Source organism: Arthrobacter sp. UYP4, from assembly GCF_057291175.1.
This window is the reverse complement of sequence record NZ_JBXAVU010000001.1, coordinates 1-17,933: the sequence shown is the minus strand read 5'-3', so window position 1 is coordinate 17,933 and position 17,933 is coordinate 1. Positions and strand designations below refer to the sequence as shown.

General features: G+C 70.8%; 15 protein-coding genes. 4 read left to right on the top strand and 11 right to left on the bottom strand.

The window, feature by feature from the left end; genetic code table 11:
• Nucleotides 1-1,947 carry an AMP-binding protein gene (locus AC0Z9V_RS00075; protein WP_133081627.1) on the bottom strand — a complete coding sequence of 649 codons (1,947 nt, stop codon included), beginning with the start codon at nt 1,945-1,947 and terminating at the stop codon, nt 1-3.
• A 187-nt stretch (nt 1,948-2,134) separates the two neighbouring features.
• On the opposite strand from AC0Z9V_RS00075, the gene AC0Z9V_RS00070 reads away from it, so the two are divergent.
• From AC0Z9V_RS00070 to AC0Z9V_RS00055, 4 genes are read left to right on the top strand one after another with little or no spacing between them, the layout of a single operon-like run.
• Nucleotides 2,135-2,815: a GntR family transcriptional regulator gene (locus AC0Z9V_RS00070; protein ID WP_208740882.1), complete on the top strand. Its 681-nt coding sequence runs from the start codon at nt 2,135-2,137 to the stop codon at nt 2,813-2,815.
• Nucleotides 2,808-4,328, top strand: a complete 1,521-nt coding sequence (locus AC0Z9V_RS00065; RefSeq protein ID WP_485140347.1) for an MmgE/PrpD family protein — start codon at nt 2,808-2,810, stop codon at nt 4,326-4,328. Before AC0Z9V_RS00070 ends, AC0Z9V_RS00065 begins: the two co-directional genes overlap by 8 nt.
• A 6-nt stretch (nt 4,329-4,334) precedes the next feature.
• Nucleotides 4,335-5,264 (top strand): methylisocitrate lyase, encoded by a 930-nt coding sequence (gene prpB, locus AC0Z9V_RS00060; protein ID WP_485140346.1) that lies wholly within the window; start codon nt 4,335-4,337, stop codon nt 5,262-5,264.
• Between the two features lie 55 nt (nt 5,265-5,319).
• The gene (locus AC0Z9V_RS00055; protein WP_485140345.1) at nt 5,320-6,465 is read left to right on the top strand and encodes a bifunctional 2-methylcitrate synthase/citrate synthase; all 1,146 of its coding nucleotides are present in this window, start codon (nt 5,320-5,322) and stop codon (nt 6,463-6,465) included.
• Between the two features lie 47 nt (nt 6,466-6,512).
• On the opposite strand, the gene AC0Z9V_RS00050 is transcribed toward AC0Z9V_RS00055, so the two are convergent.
• From AC0Z9V_RS00050 to AC0Z9V_RS00005, 10 genes are all read right to left on the bottom strand, one after another.
• The gene (locus tag AC0Z9V_RS00050; protein WP_485140344.1) at nt 6,513-7,055 is read right to left on the bottom strand and encodes an 8-oxo-dGTP diphosphatase; all 543 of its coding nucleotides are present in this window, start codon (nt 7,053-7,055) and stop codon (nt 6,513-6,515) included.
• A 1-nt stretch (nt 7,056) separates the two neighbouring features.
• Entirely contained in the window at nt 7,057-7,950 is an 894-nt protein-coding gene (xerD, locus tag AC0Z9V_RS00045; RefSeq protein ID WP_485141254.1) for a site-specific tyrosine recombinase XerD, read from the bottom strand.
• 254 nt (nt 7,951-8,204) lie between these two features.
• The gene (locus AC0Z9V_RS00040) at nt 8,205-8,891 is read right to left on the bottom strand and encodes an NUDIX domain-containing protein (protein ID WP_485140343.1); all 687 of its coding nucleotides are present in this window, start codon (nt 8,889-8,891) and stop codon (nt 8,205-8,207) included.
• Between the two features lie 2 nt (nt 8,892-8,893).
• Nucleotides 8,894-10,594: a CTP synthase gene (gene pyrG, locus AC0Z9V_RS00035; protein ID WP_485140342.1), complete on the bottom strand. Its 1,701-nt coding sequence runs from the start codon at nt 10,592-10,594 to the stop codon at nt 8,894-8,896.
• Nucleotides 10,591-12,318 carry a DNA repair protein RecN gene (gene recN / locus AC0Z9V_RS00030; RefSeq protein WP_485140341.1) on the bottom strand — a complete coding sequence of 576 codons (1,728 nt, stop codon included), beginning with the start codon at nt 12,316-12,318 and terminating at the stop codon, nt 10,591-10,593. Before recN ends, pyrG begins: the two co-directional genes overlap by 4 nt.
• Complete coding sequence (locus tag AC0Z9V_RS00025) at nt 12,315-13,241, bottom strand: NAD kinase (RefSeq protein ID WP_485140340.1); 927 nt, start codon at nt 13,239-13,241, stop codon at nt 12,315-12,317. Before AC0Z9V_RS00025 ends, recN begins: the two co-directional genes overlap by 4 nt.
• On the bottom strand, nt 13,234-14,085 hold the full coding sequence (locus AC0Z9V_RS00020) for a TlyA family RNA methyltransferase (RefSeq protein WP_485140339.1): 852 nt from the start codon (nt 14,083-14,085) through the stop codon (nt 13,234-13,236). Before AC0Z9V_RS00020 ends, AC0Z9V_RS00025 begins: the two co-directional genes overlap by 8 nt.
• A complete protein-coding gene (locus AC0Z9V_RS00015; protein ID WP_485140338.1) occupies nt 14,072-14,311 on the bottom strand; it encodes a hypothetical protein in 240 nt (79 codons plus the stop codon). Before AC0Z9V_RS00015 ends, AC0Z9V_RS00020 begins: the two co-directional genes overlap by 14 nt.
• A complete protein-coding gene (locus tag AC0Z9V_RS00010; protein ID WP_485140337.1) occupies nt 14,304-15,293 on the bottom strand; it encodes an HAD-IIA family hydrolase in 990 nt (329 codons plus the stop codon). Before AC0Z9V_RS00010 ends, AC0Z9V_RS00015 begins: the two co-directional genes overlap by 8 nt.
• The gene (locus AC0Z9V_RS00005) at nt 15,286-16,587 is read right to left on the bottom strand and encodes a hypothetical protein (protein ID WP_485140336.1); all 1,302 of its coding nucleotides are present in this window, start codon (nt 16,585-16,587) and stop codon (nt 15,286-15,288) included. The genes AC0Z9V_RS00010 and AC0Z9V_RS00005 overlap by 8 nt, the downstream gene beginning before the upstream one ends.
• Nucleotides 16,588-17,933 lie beyond the last annotated feature (1,346 nt).

Genomic DNA, 17,933 nt, shown 5'->3' with positions numbered 1-17,933 from the left:
TCATTCTGCGGGCACGGGCCGCAGCAGCGGCTCCAGCACGGCGAGGACCGCCGGGTCCTCGATCGTCGAGGGCACCGCATAGGGCTCCCCGGCTGCCATCTGCCGCATGGTCTTCCGCAGGATCTTGCCCGACCTGGTCTTCGGGAGGGCGTCCACCACCACGGCGGACCTGAAGTCGGCCACGGGACCGATCGTGCCGCGGACCATGGCCACGAGTTCGGCTTCCAGGTCCGTGGGATCGACCGACACCCCGGCTTTGAGGACCACGTAGCCGCTTGCACGCTGGCCCTTGAGCGGATCCCGGAGGCCGAGCACGGCGCACTCGGCGACGGCCGGATGCTGCGCGAGAACCTGTTCGATGGCCCCCGTCGAGAGCCTGTGGCCCGCGACGTTGATGACGTCGTCGGTCCGTCCCATCACGAAGACGTAGCCGTCCTCGTCCATGTAGCCCGAGTCCCCGCTCGTGTAGTAGCCCTCGAAGGCGGCCAGGTAAGAGTCCCGGTACCGCGCGTCGCTCCCCCACAGGGTCGGGAGGGTGCCCGGCGGCAACGGAAGCCGCAGGGCGATGCCGCCCTCGGTACCCGCCGGGACGGGGGTGCCGTGCTGGTCCAGGATGACGACGTCGAACCCCGGGGACGGCAACGACGGCGAGCCGGGCTTCAGCGGCACGCCGCCGAAGCCGCGTGGACTGGCGCAGATGGGCCAGCCCGTCTCCGTCTGCCACCAGTTGTCGACGACGGGTGTGCCGAGGACATCGGCGACCCACGCGGACGTACCGGTGTCGAGCCGCTCCCCCGCCGAGAAGAGGGTTTCGAGGGCGGACAGGTCGTGGGAGCGCAGGAGCGCGCCGTCCGGATCGGCGCGGCGAATGGCCCGCAGTGCCGTAGGCGCGGTGAACAGCACCCTGACGCCGTGCTGTTCGATCAGCCGGCCGAAAGCACCGGCGTCGGGGGTCCCCACGGGCTTGCCCTCGTACAGGATGGTCGTGGCGCCGGCCAGGAGCGGCCCGTACACGATGTAGGAGTGGCCCACGACCCAGCCGACGTCGGAGGCGGTGAGCATCGCGTCCCCCGGCCCGATGCCGAAGATCTCCCGCATGGACCACGTGAGCGCGACGGCGTGGCCTCCGTTGTCGCGGACCACTCCCTTCGGGGCGCCCGTCGTGCCCGAGGTGTAGAGGATGTAGAGGGGATCCGTCGCAGCGACCCCGACCGGGTCGACCGGCTCGGCCGCGGCGACGGCGTCGTCCCAGTCCACCCAGCGGCTGCCGGACTGCCGGTAGTCCCCGATACGGTGCACGAAGCCCTCGCGTGCCTTGGCGACGACGGGTGTCCCGGTACTGTCCGCGAGGGCGAGTGCCTCCTGCACCGCCGGCAGGTATTCCACGCGTCGCCCGGGTTCCAGCCCGCCCGACGCCGTGACGACGGCGGCGGGCCGGGCGTCGCGGATGCGGGCTGCCAGCTCCGCCGGGGCGAAGCCGCCGAACACCACGGAGTGCACGGCACCGAGGCGTGCGGCGGCGAGCATGGCCACCACGGCCTCGGGGATCATCGGCAGGTAGACCAGCACCCGGTCGCCCTTCCCGACGCCCAGCCCTGCCAGCACGCCGGCGAAGACGGCGACCTCGTCCCGCAGGCCGGCATAGGTGTACGAGCGGGTCGTGCCCAGCATCGCCGAATCGTGGACCAGCGCCACCCGGTCGCCGTGGCCCGCCTCGACATGCCGGTCGAGGGCGTTGTAGCTCGTGTTCAGGGAAGCATCCGGGAACCATCGGTAGAGCGGGGCGGCGGAGGCATCGAGGGCGGCGACCGGCGGCGTGCTCCAGTCGACGGCGCGGGCAGCCTCGAGCCAGAAGGCCTCGGGGTCCGCGAGGCTCGCAGCGTGCAGTCGTCGGTACTGGTCCGGCCCTCCGGTGTCGTGTCCGTCCCGGGATGCTGCAGCAGCCATGATCGCCCCTCGTCGCGCGTGGTGGGGGAACAGTATCACGGCCGTTCCGCGACTCTTTCTGTATACACAGGGAGGAGTCGACGCCGTCCCGACGGGCCCAGCGTGGACTTCGTGCTGCTTCTTGTATACATTGAGGAGGAAGAGCGCTCGTAGCGCGAGCGCGGACAGGACGACGGGGAGGACGCCGATGCGGGCCAGCGACCGCGCCTACTCCCTGCTCCGCTCCGACATCGTGGAGTGGAGACTCGCCCCCGGCGAGCTGCTCGCGGAGGTGGAACAGTCCGCCCGGCTGGGTGTGTCGCGGACCCCTGTGCGTGAGGCACTGTCCCGGCTCGTCGCCGAAGGTCTGGCCACCCCGCACAGCGGGCGCGGGGTGGTCGTCTCCGCGATCTCCCTCGACGCCGTCACGGACCTGTTCGACGTGCGGCTGCCCCTGGAGTGCGCCGCCGTCCGGCTCGCCGCCCGTCGCGGGGACCACGCGGTGTTCGCCGCGCTCGCCGACGAGTTCGCGGCGTCCGGGAGACTCATCGAGGGCGACGGTGGCGGGCAGGACGCATATTACGGACTCGTCGCGCGGCTCGACCGGGCCGTCGACGAGGCCGCACTCAATCCGTACCTCCTCCAGGCGCAGAAACCCATCCGCACCCATCTGGCGCGGGTCCGCCGACTCGCCCGGGACAACCCGCGCCGACTCCTGGCCTCGGCACGCGAACACGAGCAGATCGCGCTCGCGCTGAGCGCCGGACACGCCGACCTCGCGGAGGCCTCGATGCGCGTGCACCTCCACAACAGCCTGCAGCACCTCCTGTCCCCACCCACCGGGGACCATGACACGTCGCCGAACCATCGAGAGGAACACCATGGTTGACATCCATCCCGTCCGCGTCCACCGCAGCGAGGAGAACCTGCCCCGGACCGGGCAGCTCGCGTGGAAGATCGCCGACGTCGCAGCGGACGACGTCGAGGTCACCCCGGAGGTCACCGACATGGTGATCAACCGCATCATCGACAACGCCTCCGTCGCCGTCGCGTCGCTGAACCGTGCCCCGGTCGTCGCGGCCCGCGCCCAGGCGTCGAGCCACCCCGTGTCCGCGCACGGCTCGGGTGCGTCCGTCTTCGGCATCGACTCCCCCGTCTCGGCCGAGTGGGCCGCCTGGGCCAACGGCGTCGCAGTGCGTGAACTCGACTACCACGACACCTTCCTCGCCGCCGACTACTCCCACCCGGGGGACAACATCCCGCCGATCCTCGCGGCCGCTCAGCACACCGGCGCCTCCGGCCGGGACCTCGTGCGGGCGATCGCCACGGGCTACGAGATCCAGGTCGACCTCGTGAAGGCCATCTGCCTGCACGAGCACAAGATCGACCACGTGGCCCACCTCGGCCCCTCCGCCGCGGCAGGCATCGGCACGCTCCTCGGCCTCGACCGCGACGTCGTCTTCCACGCCGTCGGCCAGGCCCTGCACACCACGACGGCGACGCGCCAGTCCCGCAAGGGCGAGATCTCGACCTGGAAGGCCCACGCCCCGGCCTTCGCCGGCAAGATGGCCGTGGAGGCGGTCGACCGCGCCATGCGGGGCCAGACCTCCCCCACCCCGATCTACGAGGGCGAGGACGGCGTGATCGCCTGGCTGCTCGACGGGCCTGAAGCCTCCTACGACGTGCCCCTGCCGGCGCCGGGTGAAGCCAAGCGTGCCATCCTCGACACCTATACGAAGGAGCACTCCGCCGAGTACCAGGCACAGGCCTGGATCGACCTCGCGCGGCGCCTCCACGGCTCCCATCCGGAGGTGACGGACCCGGAGAACGTCGCGTCCGTCGTCATCGCCACATCGCACCACACCCACAACGTCATCGGGTCCGGCGCCAACGACCCGCAGAAGTACGATCCGACCGCCTCGCGGGAGACGCTCGACCACTCGATCCCCTACATCTTCACCGTGGCCCTGCAGGACGGCCGCTGGCACCACGAGGACTCCTACGCCCCGGCCCGCGCTGCCCGTCCGGACACCGTGGCACTCTGGCACAAGGTCACCACCGTCGAGGACCCCGAGTGGACCCGTCGGTACCACTCCCTGGACATCGCGGAGAAGGCGTTCGGCGGCAGGGTGGAGATCACCCTGACCGACGGCACCGTCATCACCGACGAGATCGCGGTGGCGGATGCGCACCCCCTCGGTGCACGGCCCTTCGCACGGGCCGACTACGTCGCCAAGTTGCGGATGCTGGCGGCAGGCATCGTCGACGACACCGAGCTCGACCGCTTCCTCACCGCCGTCGAGCAGCTGCCGGATCTCCCGGCCGGTTCGCTCGGGCAGCTCAACATCGTCGCCCGCCCCGGGTACCTCGATGCGGCCGCCGCGCCGCAGGGACTCCTGTAGGCCGCCGTGCTGTACTCGAGCGTGCCACCCGAGCAGAAGCGCCGGACACTCCGGGAGTCCCTGGCCTCCGGTCGGCTCCAGCAGTTCCCCGGCGCCTTCAACCCCCTGTCGGCCCGCCTCATCGGGGACAGGGGGTTCGACGGCGTCTACATCTCCGGGGCCGTGATCGCGGCCGATCTCGGGCTGCCGGACATCGGCCTGACCACCCTCACCGAGGTCGCACACCGCGCCGGCCAGATCGCCCGCATGACCGACCTGCCGTGCATCGTCGACGCCGACACGGGCTTCGGAGAACCGATGAACGTCGCCCGCAGCGTCCAGGAGCTCGAGAACGCCGGACTCGCCGGCTGCCACATCGAGGACCAGTTCAACCCGAAGCGCTGCGGCCACCTCGACGGCAAGAACGTCGTCGACCTCGACACCGCCGTCAAGCGCATCCGCGCAGCAGCCGACGCCCGGCGTGACCCGGACTTCCTCATCATGGCCCGCACCGACATCCGGGGGACGGACACGCTCGAAGCGGCCCAGGAACGGTCCCGGGCGCTCGTGGACGCCGGGGCGGACGCCATCTTCCCCGAAGCGATGCGCAGCCTCGAGGAGTTCCGGGCCATCCGGGAGGCCGTCGACGTGCCGATCCTGGCCAACATGACGGAGTTCGGCAAGAGCGATCTCTTCACCGTCGACCAGCTGCAGGACGCGGGCGTGACCATGGTGATCTACCCGGTCACCCTGCTCCGCAGTGCGATGGGCGCCGCCGAGCGTACGCTGGACTCGATCAGGGCCCACGGGACGCAGGAGGCGGTCGTGGGAGAGATGCAGACGCGCAGCCGCCTGTACGACCTGGTGGACTACGAGGGGTACAACCGCTTCGACTCCTCCGTCTTCAACTTCGAGGTGCCGGAGGGGCGCCACCGCGACGGCGGAGCGCACCGTTGACCATCGCCGACGCGCTGTCGCCGGCTCCAGGACCGAATTCCCAGAAGGAGCAGCCGTGACCGGACCAGAGATCCACAAGGGGCTTGCCGGGGTAGTCGTCGACTACACCGCCATCTCGAAGGTCAACCCGGAGACCAATTCCCTGCTGTACCGGGGGTACCCCGTGCAGGAACTGGCAGGGCACCGCGACTTCGAGGACGTTGCCTACCTGCTGTGGAACGGCGACCTGCCCGACGCCGCCGAACGGCAGCGCTTCGACGCCGTCGAACGCGCGCACCGGAGCCTACCGGAGAACGTGATCGCCGCGATCGACCTGCTGCCCGCCACCGCGCACCCCATGGACGTCGCGCGGACGGCCGTGTCCGTCCTGGGCGCCTGCCATCCGCTGGCGGGAGACGATTCCGTCGAGGCGAACATGGAGAAGGCCGCCGCACTGTTCGCCGCCTTCCCCGCGGTCGTCGCCTACGACCAGCGCCGTCGCCGCGGCCAGGCGCTCGTGGAGCCCCGCGACGACCTCGGCTACTCGGCGAACTTCCTCTGGATGACCTTCGGGGAGGAAGCCCCCGCCGAGGTGGTGCACGCGTTCGACGTCTCGATGGTCCTGTACGCCGAGCACTCCTTCAACGCGTCGACGTTCGCCGCGCGGGTCATCACCTCGACGCTCTCCGACCTGCACTCCGCTGTCACCGGCGCCATCGGCGCGCTCAAGGGTGCATTGCACGGCGGTGCGAACGAGGCCGTCATGCACACGTTCGAGGAGATCGGCATCCGCGAGGACGAGTCCGCGGAGGACGCCGCGGCACGTGCCAAGGCCTGGATGGAGGAGGCCCTGGCGGCCAAGAAGAAAGTCATGGGCTTCGGGCACCGTGTCTACAAGAACGGGGACTCGCGCGTCCCGACGATGAAATCCGCGCTCGACGCGATGATCGGATACTACGGACGCAGCGAGATCCTCGGGCTGTACTCAGGACTCGAGACCGCGATGGACGAGGCCAAAGGCATCAAGCCCAACCTCGACTATCCGGCCGGCCCCACCTACCACCTGATGGGCTTCGATACGGAGATGTTCACTCCGCTGTTCATCGCCGCGCGGATCACCGGGTGGACAGCGCACATCATGGAACAGGTGGCGTCGAACTCGCTCATCCGTCCCCTGAGCCTCTACAACGGCCCGGACGAACGGCACGTGGGCGGGAGCTGAGCAACGGGAGCCGGCGGCACCCCACCGTGCCGTCGGCACGCACCCGGTCATTCCAGGACGGCGCTGTCCACCGCTTCGTTGTCGGGAGCCATGACGATGCGCGCGTCGACCGGATGCCCGTCGAGCAGCGCCGGGATCCAGTGGGGGCCGTCCTGCCACATGCCGCTCCACGGCAGTGCGTCGACGGCGTACCAGCGCGGCTCGATCTCCTCGCCGGCCACCGGCAGGGCGTTCCCGGCATCCGCCGTGAAGAGGTGCGCGGCCATGTTCCAGCCCGGCTGGGCCGGGAACGACCAGGTGATCCGTCCGGCACTGCGGACATCGGCGGCCGAGAGCTGAATCCCGCTCTCCTCGGCGACCTCGCGGACCGCCGCATCGACCGCGGATTCCTGCCCGTCGATCTTCCCGCCCAGGGCCACGACCCGGCCCGTCCCGAAACCGGTGCGCTTCAGTCCGAGCAGGACCTCCCGTACGCCGTCGTGGACCCGGAAGAGGAAGCAGAGGGCCACGTTGCGGTACGCGATCCCGTCGATGGTCTGCCACTCGCCGGGGAGAGCGGGTGTTCCGGGTACGCCCGTCGCCCGTGCCATGTCAGGCGCGGGCCCGGGGGTGCGCGGCGGCATACACTTCCCGCAGTGTCTCCGCGGTGACCAGCGTGTAGACCTGGGTGGTCGTGACGGAGGCATGCCCGAGCAGTTCCTGGACCACGCGCACGTCGGCACCACCCTCCAGCAGGTGGGTCGCGAAGGAGTGCCGGAGCGTGTGCGGGGAGACGTCCCGCTGCACCGCCGCCCGCTCCGTCGCCGACTTCAGGATGCTCCACGCGCTCTGGCGGCTCAGGCGCCCACCGCGCGTGTTGAGGAAGAGCGCCGGGCTGCCCTTGCCCTTCGCGGCGAGAGCGGGGCGCCCCTGCACGAGGTAGGTGTCGACCGCACGGGCCGCGTAGGAGCCCACGGGCACGAGTCGCTCCTTCGAGCCCTTGCCGGTGAGCCGGACGACGGCGGGACCGTCGACCACGTCCGTGACGGAGACGTCGTCGACGTCCAGGCCCACCGCCTCACTGATCCGGGCCCCGGTGGAATACAGGAACTCGAGGAGAGCACGGTCCCGCCGGCCCGACGGCGTCCCGGTGTCGACGGCCTCCAGGATGCGCACGACGTCGGCCACGGGGATGGCCTTCGGCAGGCGCCGGCCCGTCATGGGCGGGTGGACCTCGCGTGCCGGGTCACCCTCGGTGACCCCCTCCAGGGCCCAGAAGCGATGCAGCCCGCGGACGGCGACGATGGTTCGCGCGGCAGAACGCGGGCTCAGGGCCGACAGCCCGTCCTCCCCCGAGACGACGGCCTGCGCGAAGGCCGACACGTCGTGTCGGCTAATCCTCGCTGCCTCGTCCACGCCGCGCCCGTCGAGGAAGGCCTCATAGCGCCGCAGGTCGCGGCGATAGGCGGCGAGCGTGTTGGCGGACAGTCCCCGCTCCACGGACATGTGCTGCAGGTAGTCCCGGACGAGGCCCGACAGCGGTCCGGACTCCGCGCCGGACTCCGCGCCGCCGGTGGACACGTCGGACTCCGCACCGCCGGTGGACACGTCGCCGGTGGACACGTCGCCGGTGGACACGTCGGACTCCGCGCCGCCGGTGGACACGTCGGCCAGGAGCACCGGCACGCCGGACCGTACCGCACCGGCCTCCCCGGTCCGGTCCGGCAGCGTCGCCCCCGCAGTCGGGTCCGGCACCGTCGTCAGGCCTCGAGCACGGCGCCGTGCGGCCAGGTGGAATGCCGGCTGGGGTGCTCGGGCCAGGGCGTCGTGGCCGGCCGGAGGTCCACGAAGCCGTTCTCCCGGGCCACCCGGGCCGCGAGGATCGCAGCAGCCGCGGACGGACTGTGGATGCGGCCTTCGAGCACGCCGTCCACCGCGGCGTCGAGGTCAACCCACCGGAGTTCGATCTCGGCCTCCTCGTGGGTGCGGGTATGGCGGTCCGCCTCGGGCACCTCACCGATACCCCGCGCGAGGTACACGCGCAGCGCCTCGGAGGAGGACCCGGGTGAGAGGAAGAGATCGACGAGGACGTGCCACTGCCGGGCGGTGAGGTCGGCCTCCTCGGCGAGCTCGCGGGCGGCGGCCTCGACGAACTCCTCACCCTCCTCGTCGAGGAGGCCGGCGGGGATCTCCCACAGCGCCATGCGCACCGGGTGCCGGTACTGGCGCAGGAGGAGCACCTGCCCGTCGTCGTCGAGCACCAGCACGGCGACGGCCCCGGGGTGCCGGATGAAGTCGCGCGTGATGGACTCGCCGTCGTCCGTGAGGGTGAACTCCTCGCTGACGACGTCCCACACCCGCCCCTCGTAGACCGTGGTGGTCCCGAGGAGCCTGCGCGGGCTCTGCTCGTCGCCGAACGTGGCGTCGTCGTTGCCGACCGGCTGCACGGTCAGGCCTTCGCGCCGCGGCGCTCGAGGGCCGCCTTGACGAGGCCCGCGAAGAGCGGGTGCGGCCGCGTGGGACGCGACCCCAGTTCGGGGTGCGCCTGCGTGGAGACGTAGTAGGGGTGGACTTCCTTCGGCAGTTCGGCGAACTCGACGAGCTTGCCGTCCGTCGTCGTCCCGGAGAAGACGAGGCCGGCGTCGGCGATCTGCTGGCGGAACTCGTTGTTCACCTCGTAGCGGTGGCGGTGCCGTTCGAACACCGTGGTCTTGCCGTAGGTCCCGGCGATGACGGAGCCCTCCTGGAGCTTCGCCTCCCAGCGGCCCAGGCGCATCGTGCCGCCCATGTCCCCCTCGCCGGCCACGATGTGGAGCTGCTCGGCCATCGTCGCGATCACCGGGTACTCCGTGTCCGGTTCGAACTCGCTGGAGGACGCGCCCTCGAGTCCGACCACGTTCCTGGCGTACTCGATGACCATGCACTGCAGGCCCAGGCACAGGCCGAGGGTCGGGATCCTGTTCTCGCGGGCGTAGGTCAGCGCTCCGAGCTTCCCCTCGAGTCCGCGGATGCCGAAGCCGCCCGGGATGCACACCGCGTCCACGCCGTCGAGGGCCTTCTTCGCCCCCTCGGGCGTCTGGCACTCGTCGGAGGGGACCCACTTGATCGTGACCTTCGCCTTGTTCGCGAAGCCACCCGCCCGCAGTGCCTCGGTGACCGACAGGTAGGCGTCGGGGAGGTCGATGTACTTGCCGACGAGCGCGACCTCGACCTGGTGCTTCGGGTTGTGGACGGCCTCGAGGAGCTTGTTCCACTTGGTCCAGTTGACGTCCTTGAACTTCAGGTCGAGCGACTGGACGATGTAGGCGTCGAGGCCCTGGGCGTGCAGGGTCTTCGGGATGTCGTAGATGCTGGGCGCATCCGCGGCGTTGACGACGGCGTCGAGGTCGACGTCGCACATGCGGCCGATCTTCTCCCGCATCGCCGCGGGGACCTCGCGATCCGAGCGGATGACGATGGCGTCGGGCTGGATACCGATGGAGCGCAGCATCGCGACGGAGTGCTGGGTGGGCTTGGTCTTCAGTTCCTGGGACGGGCCGATGTACGGGACCAGCGAGACGTGCAGGAAGAAGACGTTGTTCCGGCCGATGTCCTGGCGGACCTGGCGGGCCGACTCGAGGAAGGGCTGCGACTCGATGTCACCGACCGTGCCACCGATCTCCGTGATGATGACATCGGGCGCCTTCTTGCCCGGTGCCCCTTCGGCCGGCAGGCGCATGCGCCGCTTGATCTCGTCCGTGATGTGCGGGATGACCTGGACGGTGTCTCCGAGGTACTCCCCGCGGCGTTCCTTCGCGATGACCGTCGAGTAGACCTGGCCCGTCGTGACGTTCGCCGAACCGTCGAGGTTCTCGTCGAGAAACCGTTCGTAGTGCCCGATGTCGAGGTCGGTTTCGGAGCCGTCGTCCGTGACGAACACCTCGCCGTGCTGGAAGGGGTTCATCGTGCCGGGGTCGACGTTGAGGTAGGGATCAAGCTTCTGCATCGTCACGGAGAGGCCGCGCGCCCTCAGGAGGTGACCCAGGCTGGAAGCCGTCAGTCCCTTGCCGAGTGAGGAGGCCACGCCGCCAGTCACGAAGATGTGCTTGGTCGTTGCGGATTTAAGGAACCGGGAGTTTATTTGCTGCGCCACGGAATTCAAGCCTATCACCGAGCGGAGGTGCGGGCGGCATCGGCGAGGAGCTCCTCGGCGTGGGCGCGTGCCGATGCCGAGTCCTCCTGGCCTGCGAGCATCCTGGCCAGCTCCCGCACGCGCTCGTCGTCGGGCAGCACCTCGACATCGCTGGCGGTGACGCCACCGCCGTCCCCGTCCCGCGACACGTTCTTCGTGACGCGGATGTGCCGCGCCGCGAAGGCCGCGACCTGCGGGAGGTGCGTCACCACGATGACCTGCACGTGCTCCGCCAGCATCGCGAGGCGTCGGCCGATCTCGACGGCGGCCTTGCCGCCCACGCCGGCGTCCACCTCGTCGAAGACGAAGGTCGGTACGGGGTCCACCGCCGCGAGGACCACCTCGATGGCGAGCATGACCCGCGAGAGCTCGCCGCCGGATGCTCCCTTGCCCAGTGCGCGCGGTGCCGACCCGGGGTGCGGCTGCAGGTTGAAGGCGATGTCGTCGGCACCGTGGAGAGTCAGCGCCTCTGCCGGCGTGACCTCGATCAGCAGCTGGGCGTCCGGCATCGCGAGGGCGGTGAGCTCGTCGCTGACCTTCTCGGCCAGGCTCTCGGCAGCGGCGCGGCGCAGGGACGACAGCGCGTCCGCGAGTTCGTGCACCTGCCGGTCGAGGCCGTCGATGACGTCGTCGAGCTCCTCCACGCGGGAGGAGTCGCCACTGAGTTCGAGCAGGCGCTTGACGGCGTCCTCCTGCCAGGTCAGCACCTCGTCGATGCTCGGGGCATACTTCCGCACGAGGACGGAGAGTGCCGCACGGCGGGATTCGACCTCCTCCAGCCTGCCGGCGCCCTCGCCGTCGAGGGCTGTCCCGTATCCCGCCAGTTCGGCGGAGATGTCGGCCAGCAGGTAGCCGACCTCCGCGAGCCGCTCCGCGAGCTTCCCGAGGTCCGCGTCGTGCTCGGCGACCGCCTCGAGCTGGCGCTTGGCCTCGTCCACCAGTGACACGGCGTCCGCGCTGGCTCCGATGTCTTCCGAGACGAGCGCCTGGTGGGCCACGAGTGCTGCGGTCCGCAGTTCCTCCAGGTTGCCCAGCCGCATCGATTCGGCCTTCAGCGCGGCGTCCTCCCCCGGCTGGGGGTCGAGGTCGCCGATCTCCGTCAGCGCCGCCTCCAGGCCCTCGGCCTCGCGCAGCCGCTCCCGCGCCTCGCTCCTCAGCCGGTCACGCTCGGCCAGGGCGTCCCGCCACCGGCGGAAGGCGTCCGCGTAGTCCCGCAGCGCCTCCTCGACGGGCTTGCCGCCGAACTTGTCCAACGCCTGCCGCTGCGCCGGGGCGCCCTTGAGCCGCAGCTGGTCGGACTGCCCGTGCACGACGACGAGTTCGTCCCCCAGTTCGGCGAGGACGCCGACGGGAGCGGCCCGCCCGCCGACGTACGCCCGGCTGCGCCCCTCGCTCGTGACGGTGCGGGCGAGGATCAGTTCCGCGACGCCCTCGTACTCCTCCAGGGCAGCACCCGCCTCCGCCGCCCGCAGGGCGGCCGGGCTGGCCGGATCGAGCCGGAGGACGGCCTCGGCGGACGCGGATCTGGCGCCGAGCCGCACGGCACCCGCGTCCGAGCGTGCGCCGCGGAGCAGCCCCAGGGCCGTGATGACCATGGTCTTGCCCGCGCCGGTCTCGCCGGTCACGACCGTCAGGCCCGGCCCGAGGTTGAGAGTGGCGTCGGTGATGACGCCGAGGTCGCGGATGCGCATCTCCTCGATCATCGTGTTGGTCCGTCCTGGTGCTTCACGGGGCCCCGCCACCCCTGGATGGGTAGCTCGAACTTGCGGACGAGGCGCTCCGAGAACGGCGTCTGATGCGTCCGCGCGAGCCGCACGGGATGCTCAGACCGACGGACCTCGACACGTGCGCCGGGCGGCAGGTCGATGCTCCTGCGTCCGTCGCACCACAGCACGCCCGACGCCTCGGTGCGGGTCAGCAGTTCGACGGCGAGCACCGAGGTCGGCGCGACGACGAGCGGCTTCGCGAACAGCGCGTGGGCACTGATGGGGACCATCAACAGGGCCTCGACCTCCGGCCACACGATCGGTCCGCTGGCGGAAAAGGCATAGGCGGTGGAACCGGTGGGCGTCGCCAGGACGACGCCGTCACAGCCGAAGGAGCTCACGGGCCGACCGTCGACCTCCATCACGACCTCGATCATCCGCTCACGGTTCGCCTTCTCGACAGCCGCCTCGTTGAGCGCCCAGCTCTGCCCGAGCAGGGTGTCGCCGTGCCACACGAGGACATCGATGGTGGTCCTCTCCTCCACGGTGTAGCTGCGGTCCGCGACCCACCGCACGGTCTCCTCGAGGTCCGCGCGTTCGCTCTCGGCCAGGAACCCGACATGCCCGAGGTTGACGCCGAGCAGGGGGATGTCCGCCTCGCGGACGAGTTCGGCCGCCCGGAGGATGGTGCCGTCACCACCGAGCACCATCACCAGTTCCACGTCGCCGAAGTCGACGCCGTCGCCCAGCACCTCGGCGGGAGCGGCGAGTTCCCCGTACCCGCGCTGGATGTCGGCCAGCTCCTCACGGCGCAGCACAGGCTGGAGGCCCAGGTCGTGGAGGCGCGTGCACGCTTCCTGTGCCGCGACCATGGCGTTCCTGCGGCCGGTGTGCGCGAGCACAAGGATTCTTCTACTCATCAAGCTCCGTCTGGTCGGTCGGGCGTCCCGGGCTGGCGAAGAGTGCGCTCTGGTCGAGCGCATGGTCCGTCAACCGGTCCAGCTCCCCCTCGATCCTAGGCATCAATCCGTCGTGGGGCACCTTTATCCACACGAAGTACTCCAGGTTGCCGTCCTGGCCCGGCAGTTCGCTCTGCGCGAGGCCCCCGATGTCCAGTCCGTACCCGAGGGCGCCGCGCACCACTCCTGCCACGGCGTCGCGCCGGGCATCCGTCGATGTCACGACGCCGAGCCGGTTGAGGCGCCCCCGGCCGACCTCGAACTGCGGCTTCACCATCAGGAGCAGCTCGCCGCCGGCCTTTGTCGCGCCTGCCAGGGCCCCCAGGACCAGACGAAGCGAGATGAAGGACAGGTCCGCGACGGTGAGGTCGACCCGGCCGCCGATCTGCGCCGGCTCGAGGTGTCGGACGTTCATGCCCTCGAACACCAGCACGCGCGGGTCGTCCCGTAATTGCTGGACGAGCTGGCCGTGTCCGACGTCGACGGCGGCTACTTCCCGAGCGCCGCGCCGCAGGAGGACGTCGGTGAATCCTCCGGTCGAAGCTCCGGCGTCCAGGCATCGCTTCCCCGCCGGATCGACGGCGGGGAATGCGCGGAGCGCCCCGTCGAGCTTGGTGCCCGCGCGGCTCACGTACTCCTCGCCGCGCTCCTCGACCCGGAGGTCATCGGTCGGGAGGGTCGGGGCAGCGGGCTTCAGCGCCACGCTGCCCTCCCTGAGCACCCTGCCCGCGGCGATCAGCTGCGCCGCATGGGAGCGGGACCGCGCGAGACCCCGCGCTACGAGTTCCTGGTCAAGGCGAGCCATGGGCTCCTGCCTGGCGGAGCTTCTGCTCCGGATTCAGTTCGCCGCCCAGACGCGCATGGACCTCGAGGAACACCTCGGCATGCTCGGCGACCGGGAGATCCGGGAGCTCCCGGAGGACGGCCACGATCTGGTCGACCTGCGCGTCCCCTGTCGCGGGCCCGGCGCCGTCCGCCACCCCTCGTCGTTCCTGCGGCGCGTCGCCTGCCACTTCTGCGCCCTCACCCATCGGACGTGAACCTGATGTCCGGTGGGGAGTCCGGCGTCGTGTCGGGGTGGGCGGCCCACCACGCGGCGCACGCGGCACGCCAGCCATCCAGGTCGTCCTCGCCCGCGCTGATGCTCACGGTGGTCCCCGCGACCCGGGCCAGCGCCCGGCGGCAGCGGTACGAGTCGTCCTCGGTCGTGACCGGCGGATACTCCTCGTACAACTCCGAGAGGGAGCCGATCAGATAGTCGGGGCGTTCCTCGACCCGCGCTGCCAGGGCGGTGCGCACCGTGTCCACGCCCGTGAGGACGAGGGCCGTGGCCATGCCTGCACGGTTCCCGCCGAGGATGTCGGTGTCGAGGCGGTCGCCCACCACGAGTGCGCGCTCGACGCCGGAGTGCCGTGCCGCTGTCCGGAAGAGGGCGGCCTCGGGCTTCCCGGCGACGAAGGGCACCTTCCCGGTGGCTGCGGCGACCGCTGCCACGAGCGAACCGTTCCCCGGCGCTATCCCCCGCTCCTGCGGGATGGACATGTCCGTGTTCGTCGCCACCCAGACCGCCCCGGCGGTGACCGCGTAGGCCGCCTCCGCCAGGTCCTTCCAGCCGAGCGCGGGAGCGAATCCCTGGATGACGGCATCCGGGTGGTCGTCCGCCGACGCGACGACCACGAGGCCCTGCTCCCGGACGGCGTCCGCGAGGGTCTCGCTCCCGATGACGAGCACCGTCGATCCGGCAGCCACCTTGCCGGCGAGCAGTTCGGCGCCGGCCAGCGCCGAGCCGAAGACCTGCTCCGCTGCGGCCGGCGCCCCCAATTCCCGGAGGTGGGCGGCCACCTGCCCGGACGAGCGCGACGCATTGTTCGTCACGTACGCCAGACTCTTGCCTTCACCGCCGAGCCGTTCAAGGGCCTCGGTCGCTCCGTCGATGGCCCGAGGGCCGGCATACACCACACCGTCGAGGTCCGTCAGGAGGCCGTCGTAGGCATCGATGAGGCGCTCAGTCATCGGCCGCGTCCTCCTGGGTCGCTTTCGGCCTCGTGACCCTTGTGCGCTGGGGCGCGGCGACGTCGACGGAAGGTTCCGTCCCGGTTCCGCCCGTCGATGCCGCCTCCGAGAACTCGACGGCCGGGTTCGACGGCTCACCCGGATCCCCGATGTCGTCACGACCTGACGGTGAGATGTCGGAGGTGCCGGAATCGTCCATGCTGAAGAGCATCTCCGTCTGGAGAGGCTCCGCCGGAGCAGTGGTCTCACCGGCGGGAACAGCATCGACGGGAACCGACCCACGGGGCTCATCGCCGGAGGGTCCTGGGTCGGCAGCAGCTTCCGCCGCCTCCTGGATCACGGTCGCCTGGCCGGACGTCGCCCCGTCGGCGCTGCCGGCATCCGCCCCCTCGCCGTCGAGGTCCAGCCCATCGATCGAGGGCTCAGCATCAGTATCATCCTCGGAACCCGCCTTTGAATCGCCCTCAGAATCGACGACCGGATCGACGGGGGACTCCACATCGTCGGGCGCGCCGCCGTCGTCACCGCCGTCCTGATCGCCTCCGGACGCGGGCGATTCCACGTCGTCCGACGCACCGTCGTCGTCACCGTCGTCGTCACCGTCCGACGTGGCGACGCCTCGGTCGGTCCCGGCTGATCCTCCGAGCACATCGGCGACCTTGGGGACGGGCACCGGGGCCTCGTCGTCCTCCTCGCCGAGGTCGATGATGTCCGGTTCGAGGTCGTCGTCGAGGCCGAGGGCCTTTTCGGCCACTCCCGCCTGTCGACGCCAGGTGCCCGACTCGCCGGACCGCCCGACAGCATCGAGGGCATCGGCGTAGGCGCGGAACAGCCGCGGGCTGAAGGAAAAGGCTCGGTGGAGGTCGAGTTGCGGGATCTCCAGTGCGGCGACGGCCGCGTCGAGCTGACCAAGATCCGCACGCGCACCCGCAACGACCATTGCCAGCTCCACCTTGCCCGCGGTATCCAGCGATTCTGCTTCTTCGCTCCGCGCGAGGTCGAGTGCCCTGTCGGCACGCCCGAGGCCACGCTCGCAGTCGGCCATGATCGGGAGGTGGACGTTCGATCCGCTGATCCTCCTGAACGTGCGGAACTCGCGCAGCGCCTCACCGTAGTGGCCCGCAGCGTATGCCGTCAGACCGACGGCCTCGCGCACTGCAGCCAATCGTCCCCCACGGCGGCTCGCCGCCAGGGCGTGCTGGAAAGCCAGTTCGGGGTCGAGGTCGATGAGACGACCCGCCATCACCAGGTGCTTCGCCACCCACAGCGCGCTGCGCTCCTCTAGGTTGCGCACCTGCGCGCGGGTGACCCGGTCGAGCTCATCTCCCTTGACGTCCTCGTCGATCTCCGGTGAACGCTCGCGATCCGGCCGGTTGGCACTGCGGAGGTCACGGGCGTTGTGCGTCCGGGGGCCCGCTGCGTTCTCCTCCGGGCGGCTCCCATGGCGGCGATCGTCGGAGCGACGCTCTCCGCCGGCACCCCGATCCGGACGATCCGCAGGACGACGGAACGAACCACTGCGCTCGGTCGAACGCCGCTCATCACCCGACCGCCCGCCGGTCGCACCTGAACGGGACTGCCAAGGACGTTCTCCGCCCTCACCGGACCGGCCCGCCGGCGATCCCCCACGACCGGAGAAACGCGACTGCTTGTCCGCGGCCGATCCCGACGACGCCCCGCCTCGGGACGCGGATCCGCGAAGCTGCGCTCCCCTGCCGCCACCCGGAGCCCGATCGGTGCGTTCCACGGCGTTCGGTCCGCGATAGCCGCCCTCTGCGCGCGCACCACGGGTCTCATCCCGCCGCTGGCCGGATGCGTGGTTACGGTCCTGTGCCGGGCGGCCGTCCCGCGACGACGCCGACCGGTCACGCTGCTCGTTCTGCCCGTCCCTGGTGTACCGCCCGCCGCTGCGATCCGCTCCACGGGACTCGGACTGGCCCTTCCAGGCAGGCCGGCCCGCAGCAGGCCGCCCGCTGCTCGAGCCGCGGAAGCCGCCTTCAGTGCGGGGGCCGCGGCGCTCCTCGTTGGCACCGGCCCGCTCTCCGTTGGGTCGACCGCTGGTCCGATCCCCTCGATCGGACCGATCGCCGGACGGTGCCCCGCGATCCGGGAATCGTTCGTTGCTCCCGCCACGGGACGAGGGGCGCCCGCCCTGGCCGCCGGACTTCGACCCCCAGGAATGACGACGTTCGGTCTGCCCCGACCCGCCCTCGCTGCGGCCGGCCCCGCCCTCCGACCGGCGCGGTTGCCCGTCTCGTCCAGCGTTGTGCTCCTGGTCAGCCATGGCAGCGGGGTCCTCTCATCAGTTGTCGGCACGATCTGCCGACGGGTCTCTATTTTGCTATGGGTCCTACCCATCTATGGAACCACGAAGGGCCCTCGACGACTTCATCGCACAGGGACGAGGCGACCGCCGCGGGCTGGATGTCCCATGCCGGGCCAGCCGGCATCGCGGCAACGAGGGGCTGGATGCCCCGTGCCGGCCCGGCGCCATCGGGGTGTGGCCCGGCCCGGCGCCATCGGCGGCTGAGTGGGTGTGGGTGGTTTTAAGTGGGGAAGGCCCCGCACCTGGTGGTGCGGGGCCTTCCCGTTGGAGTGTTGTCCGGCGGTGTCCTACTCTCCCACACTCTCTCGGGTGCA

Coding starts and splice junctions, on each gene's coding strand:
- AC0Z9V_RS00075 (WP_133081627.1), bottom strand. CDS start 1,947: ATGGCTGCTGCAGCATCCCGGGACGGACACGACACCGGAGGGCCGGAC.
- AC0Z9V_RS00070 (WP_208740882.1), top strand. CDS start 2,135: ATGCGGGCCAGCGACCGCGCCTACTCCCTGCTCCGCTCCGACATCGTG.
- AC0Z9V_RS00065 (WP_485140347.1), top strand. CDS start 2,808: ATGGTTGACATCCATCCCGTCCGCGTCCACCGCAGCGAGGAGAACCTG.
- AC0Z9V_RS00050 (WP_485140344.1), bottom strand. CDS start 7,055: ATGGCACGGGCGACGGGCGTACCCGGAACACCCGCTCTCCCCGGCGAG.
- xerD (WP_485141254.1), bottom strand. CDS start 7,950: ATGTCCGTGGAGCGGGGACTGTCCGCCAACACGCTCGCCGCCTATCGC.
- recN (WP_485140341.1), bottom strand. CDS start 12,318: ATGATCGAGGAGATGCGCATCCGCGACCTCGGCGTCATCACCGACGCC.
- AC0Z9V_RS00025 (WP_485140340.1), bottom strand. CDS start 13,241: ATGAGTAGAAGAATCCTTGTGCTCGCGCACACCGGCCGCAGGAACGCC.
- AC0Z9V_RS00020 (WP_485140339.1), bottom strand. CDS start 14,085: ATGGCTCGCCTTGACCAGGAACTCGTAGCGCGGGGTCTCGCGCGGTCC.
- AC0Z9V_RS00015 (WP_485140338.1), bottom strand. CDS start 14,311: ATGGGTGAGGGCGCAGAAGTGGCAGGCGACGCGCCGCAGGAACGACGA.
- AC0Z9V_RS00010 (WP_485140337.1), bottom strand. CDS start 15,293: ATGACTGAGCGCCTCATCGATGCCTACGACGGCCTCCTGACGGACCTC.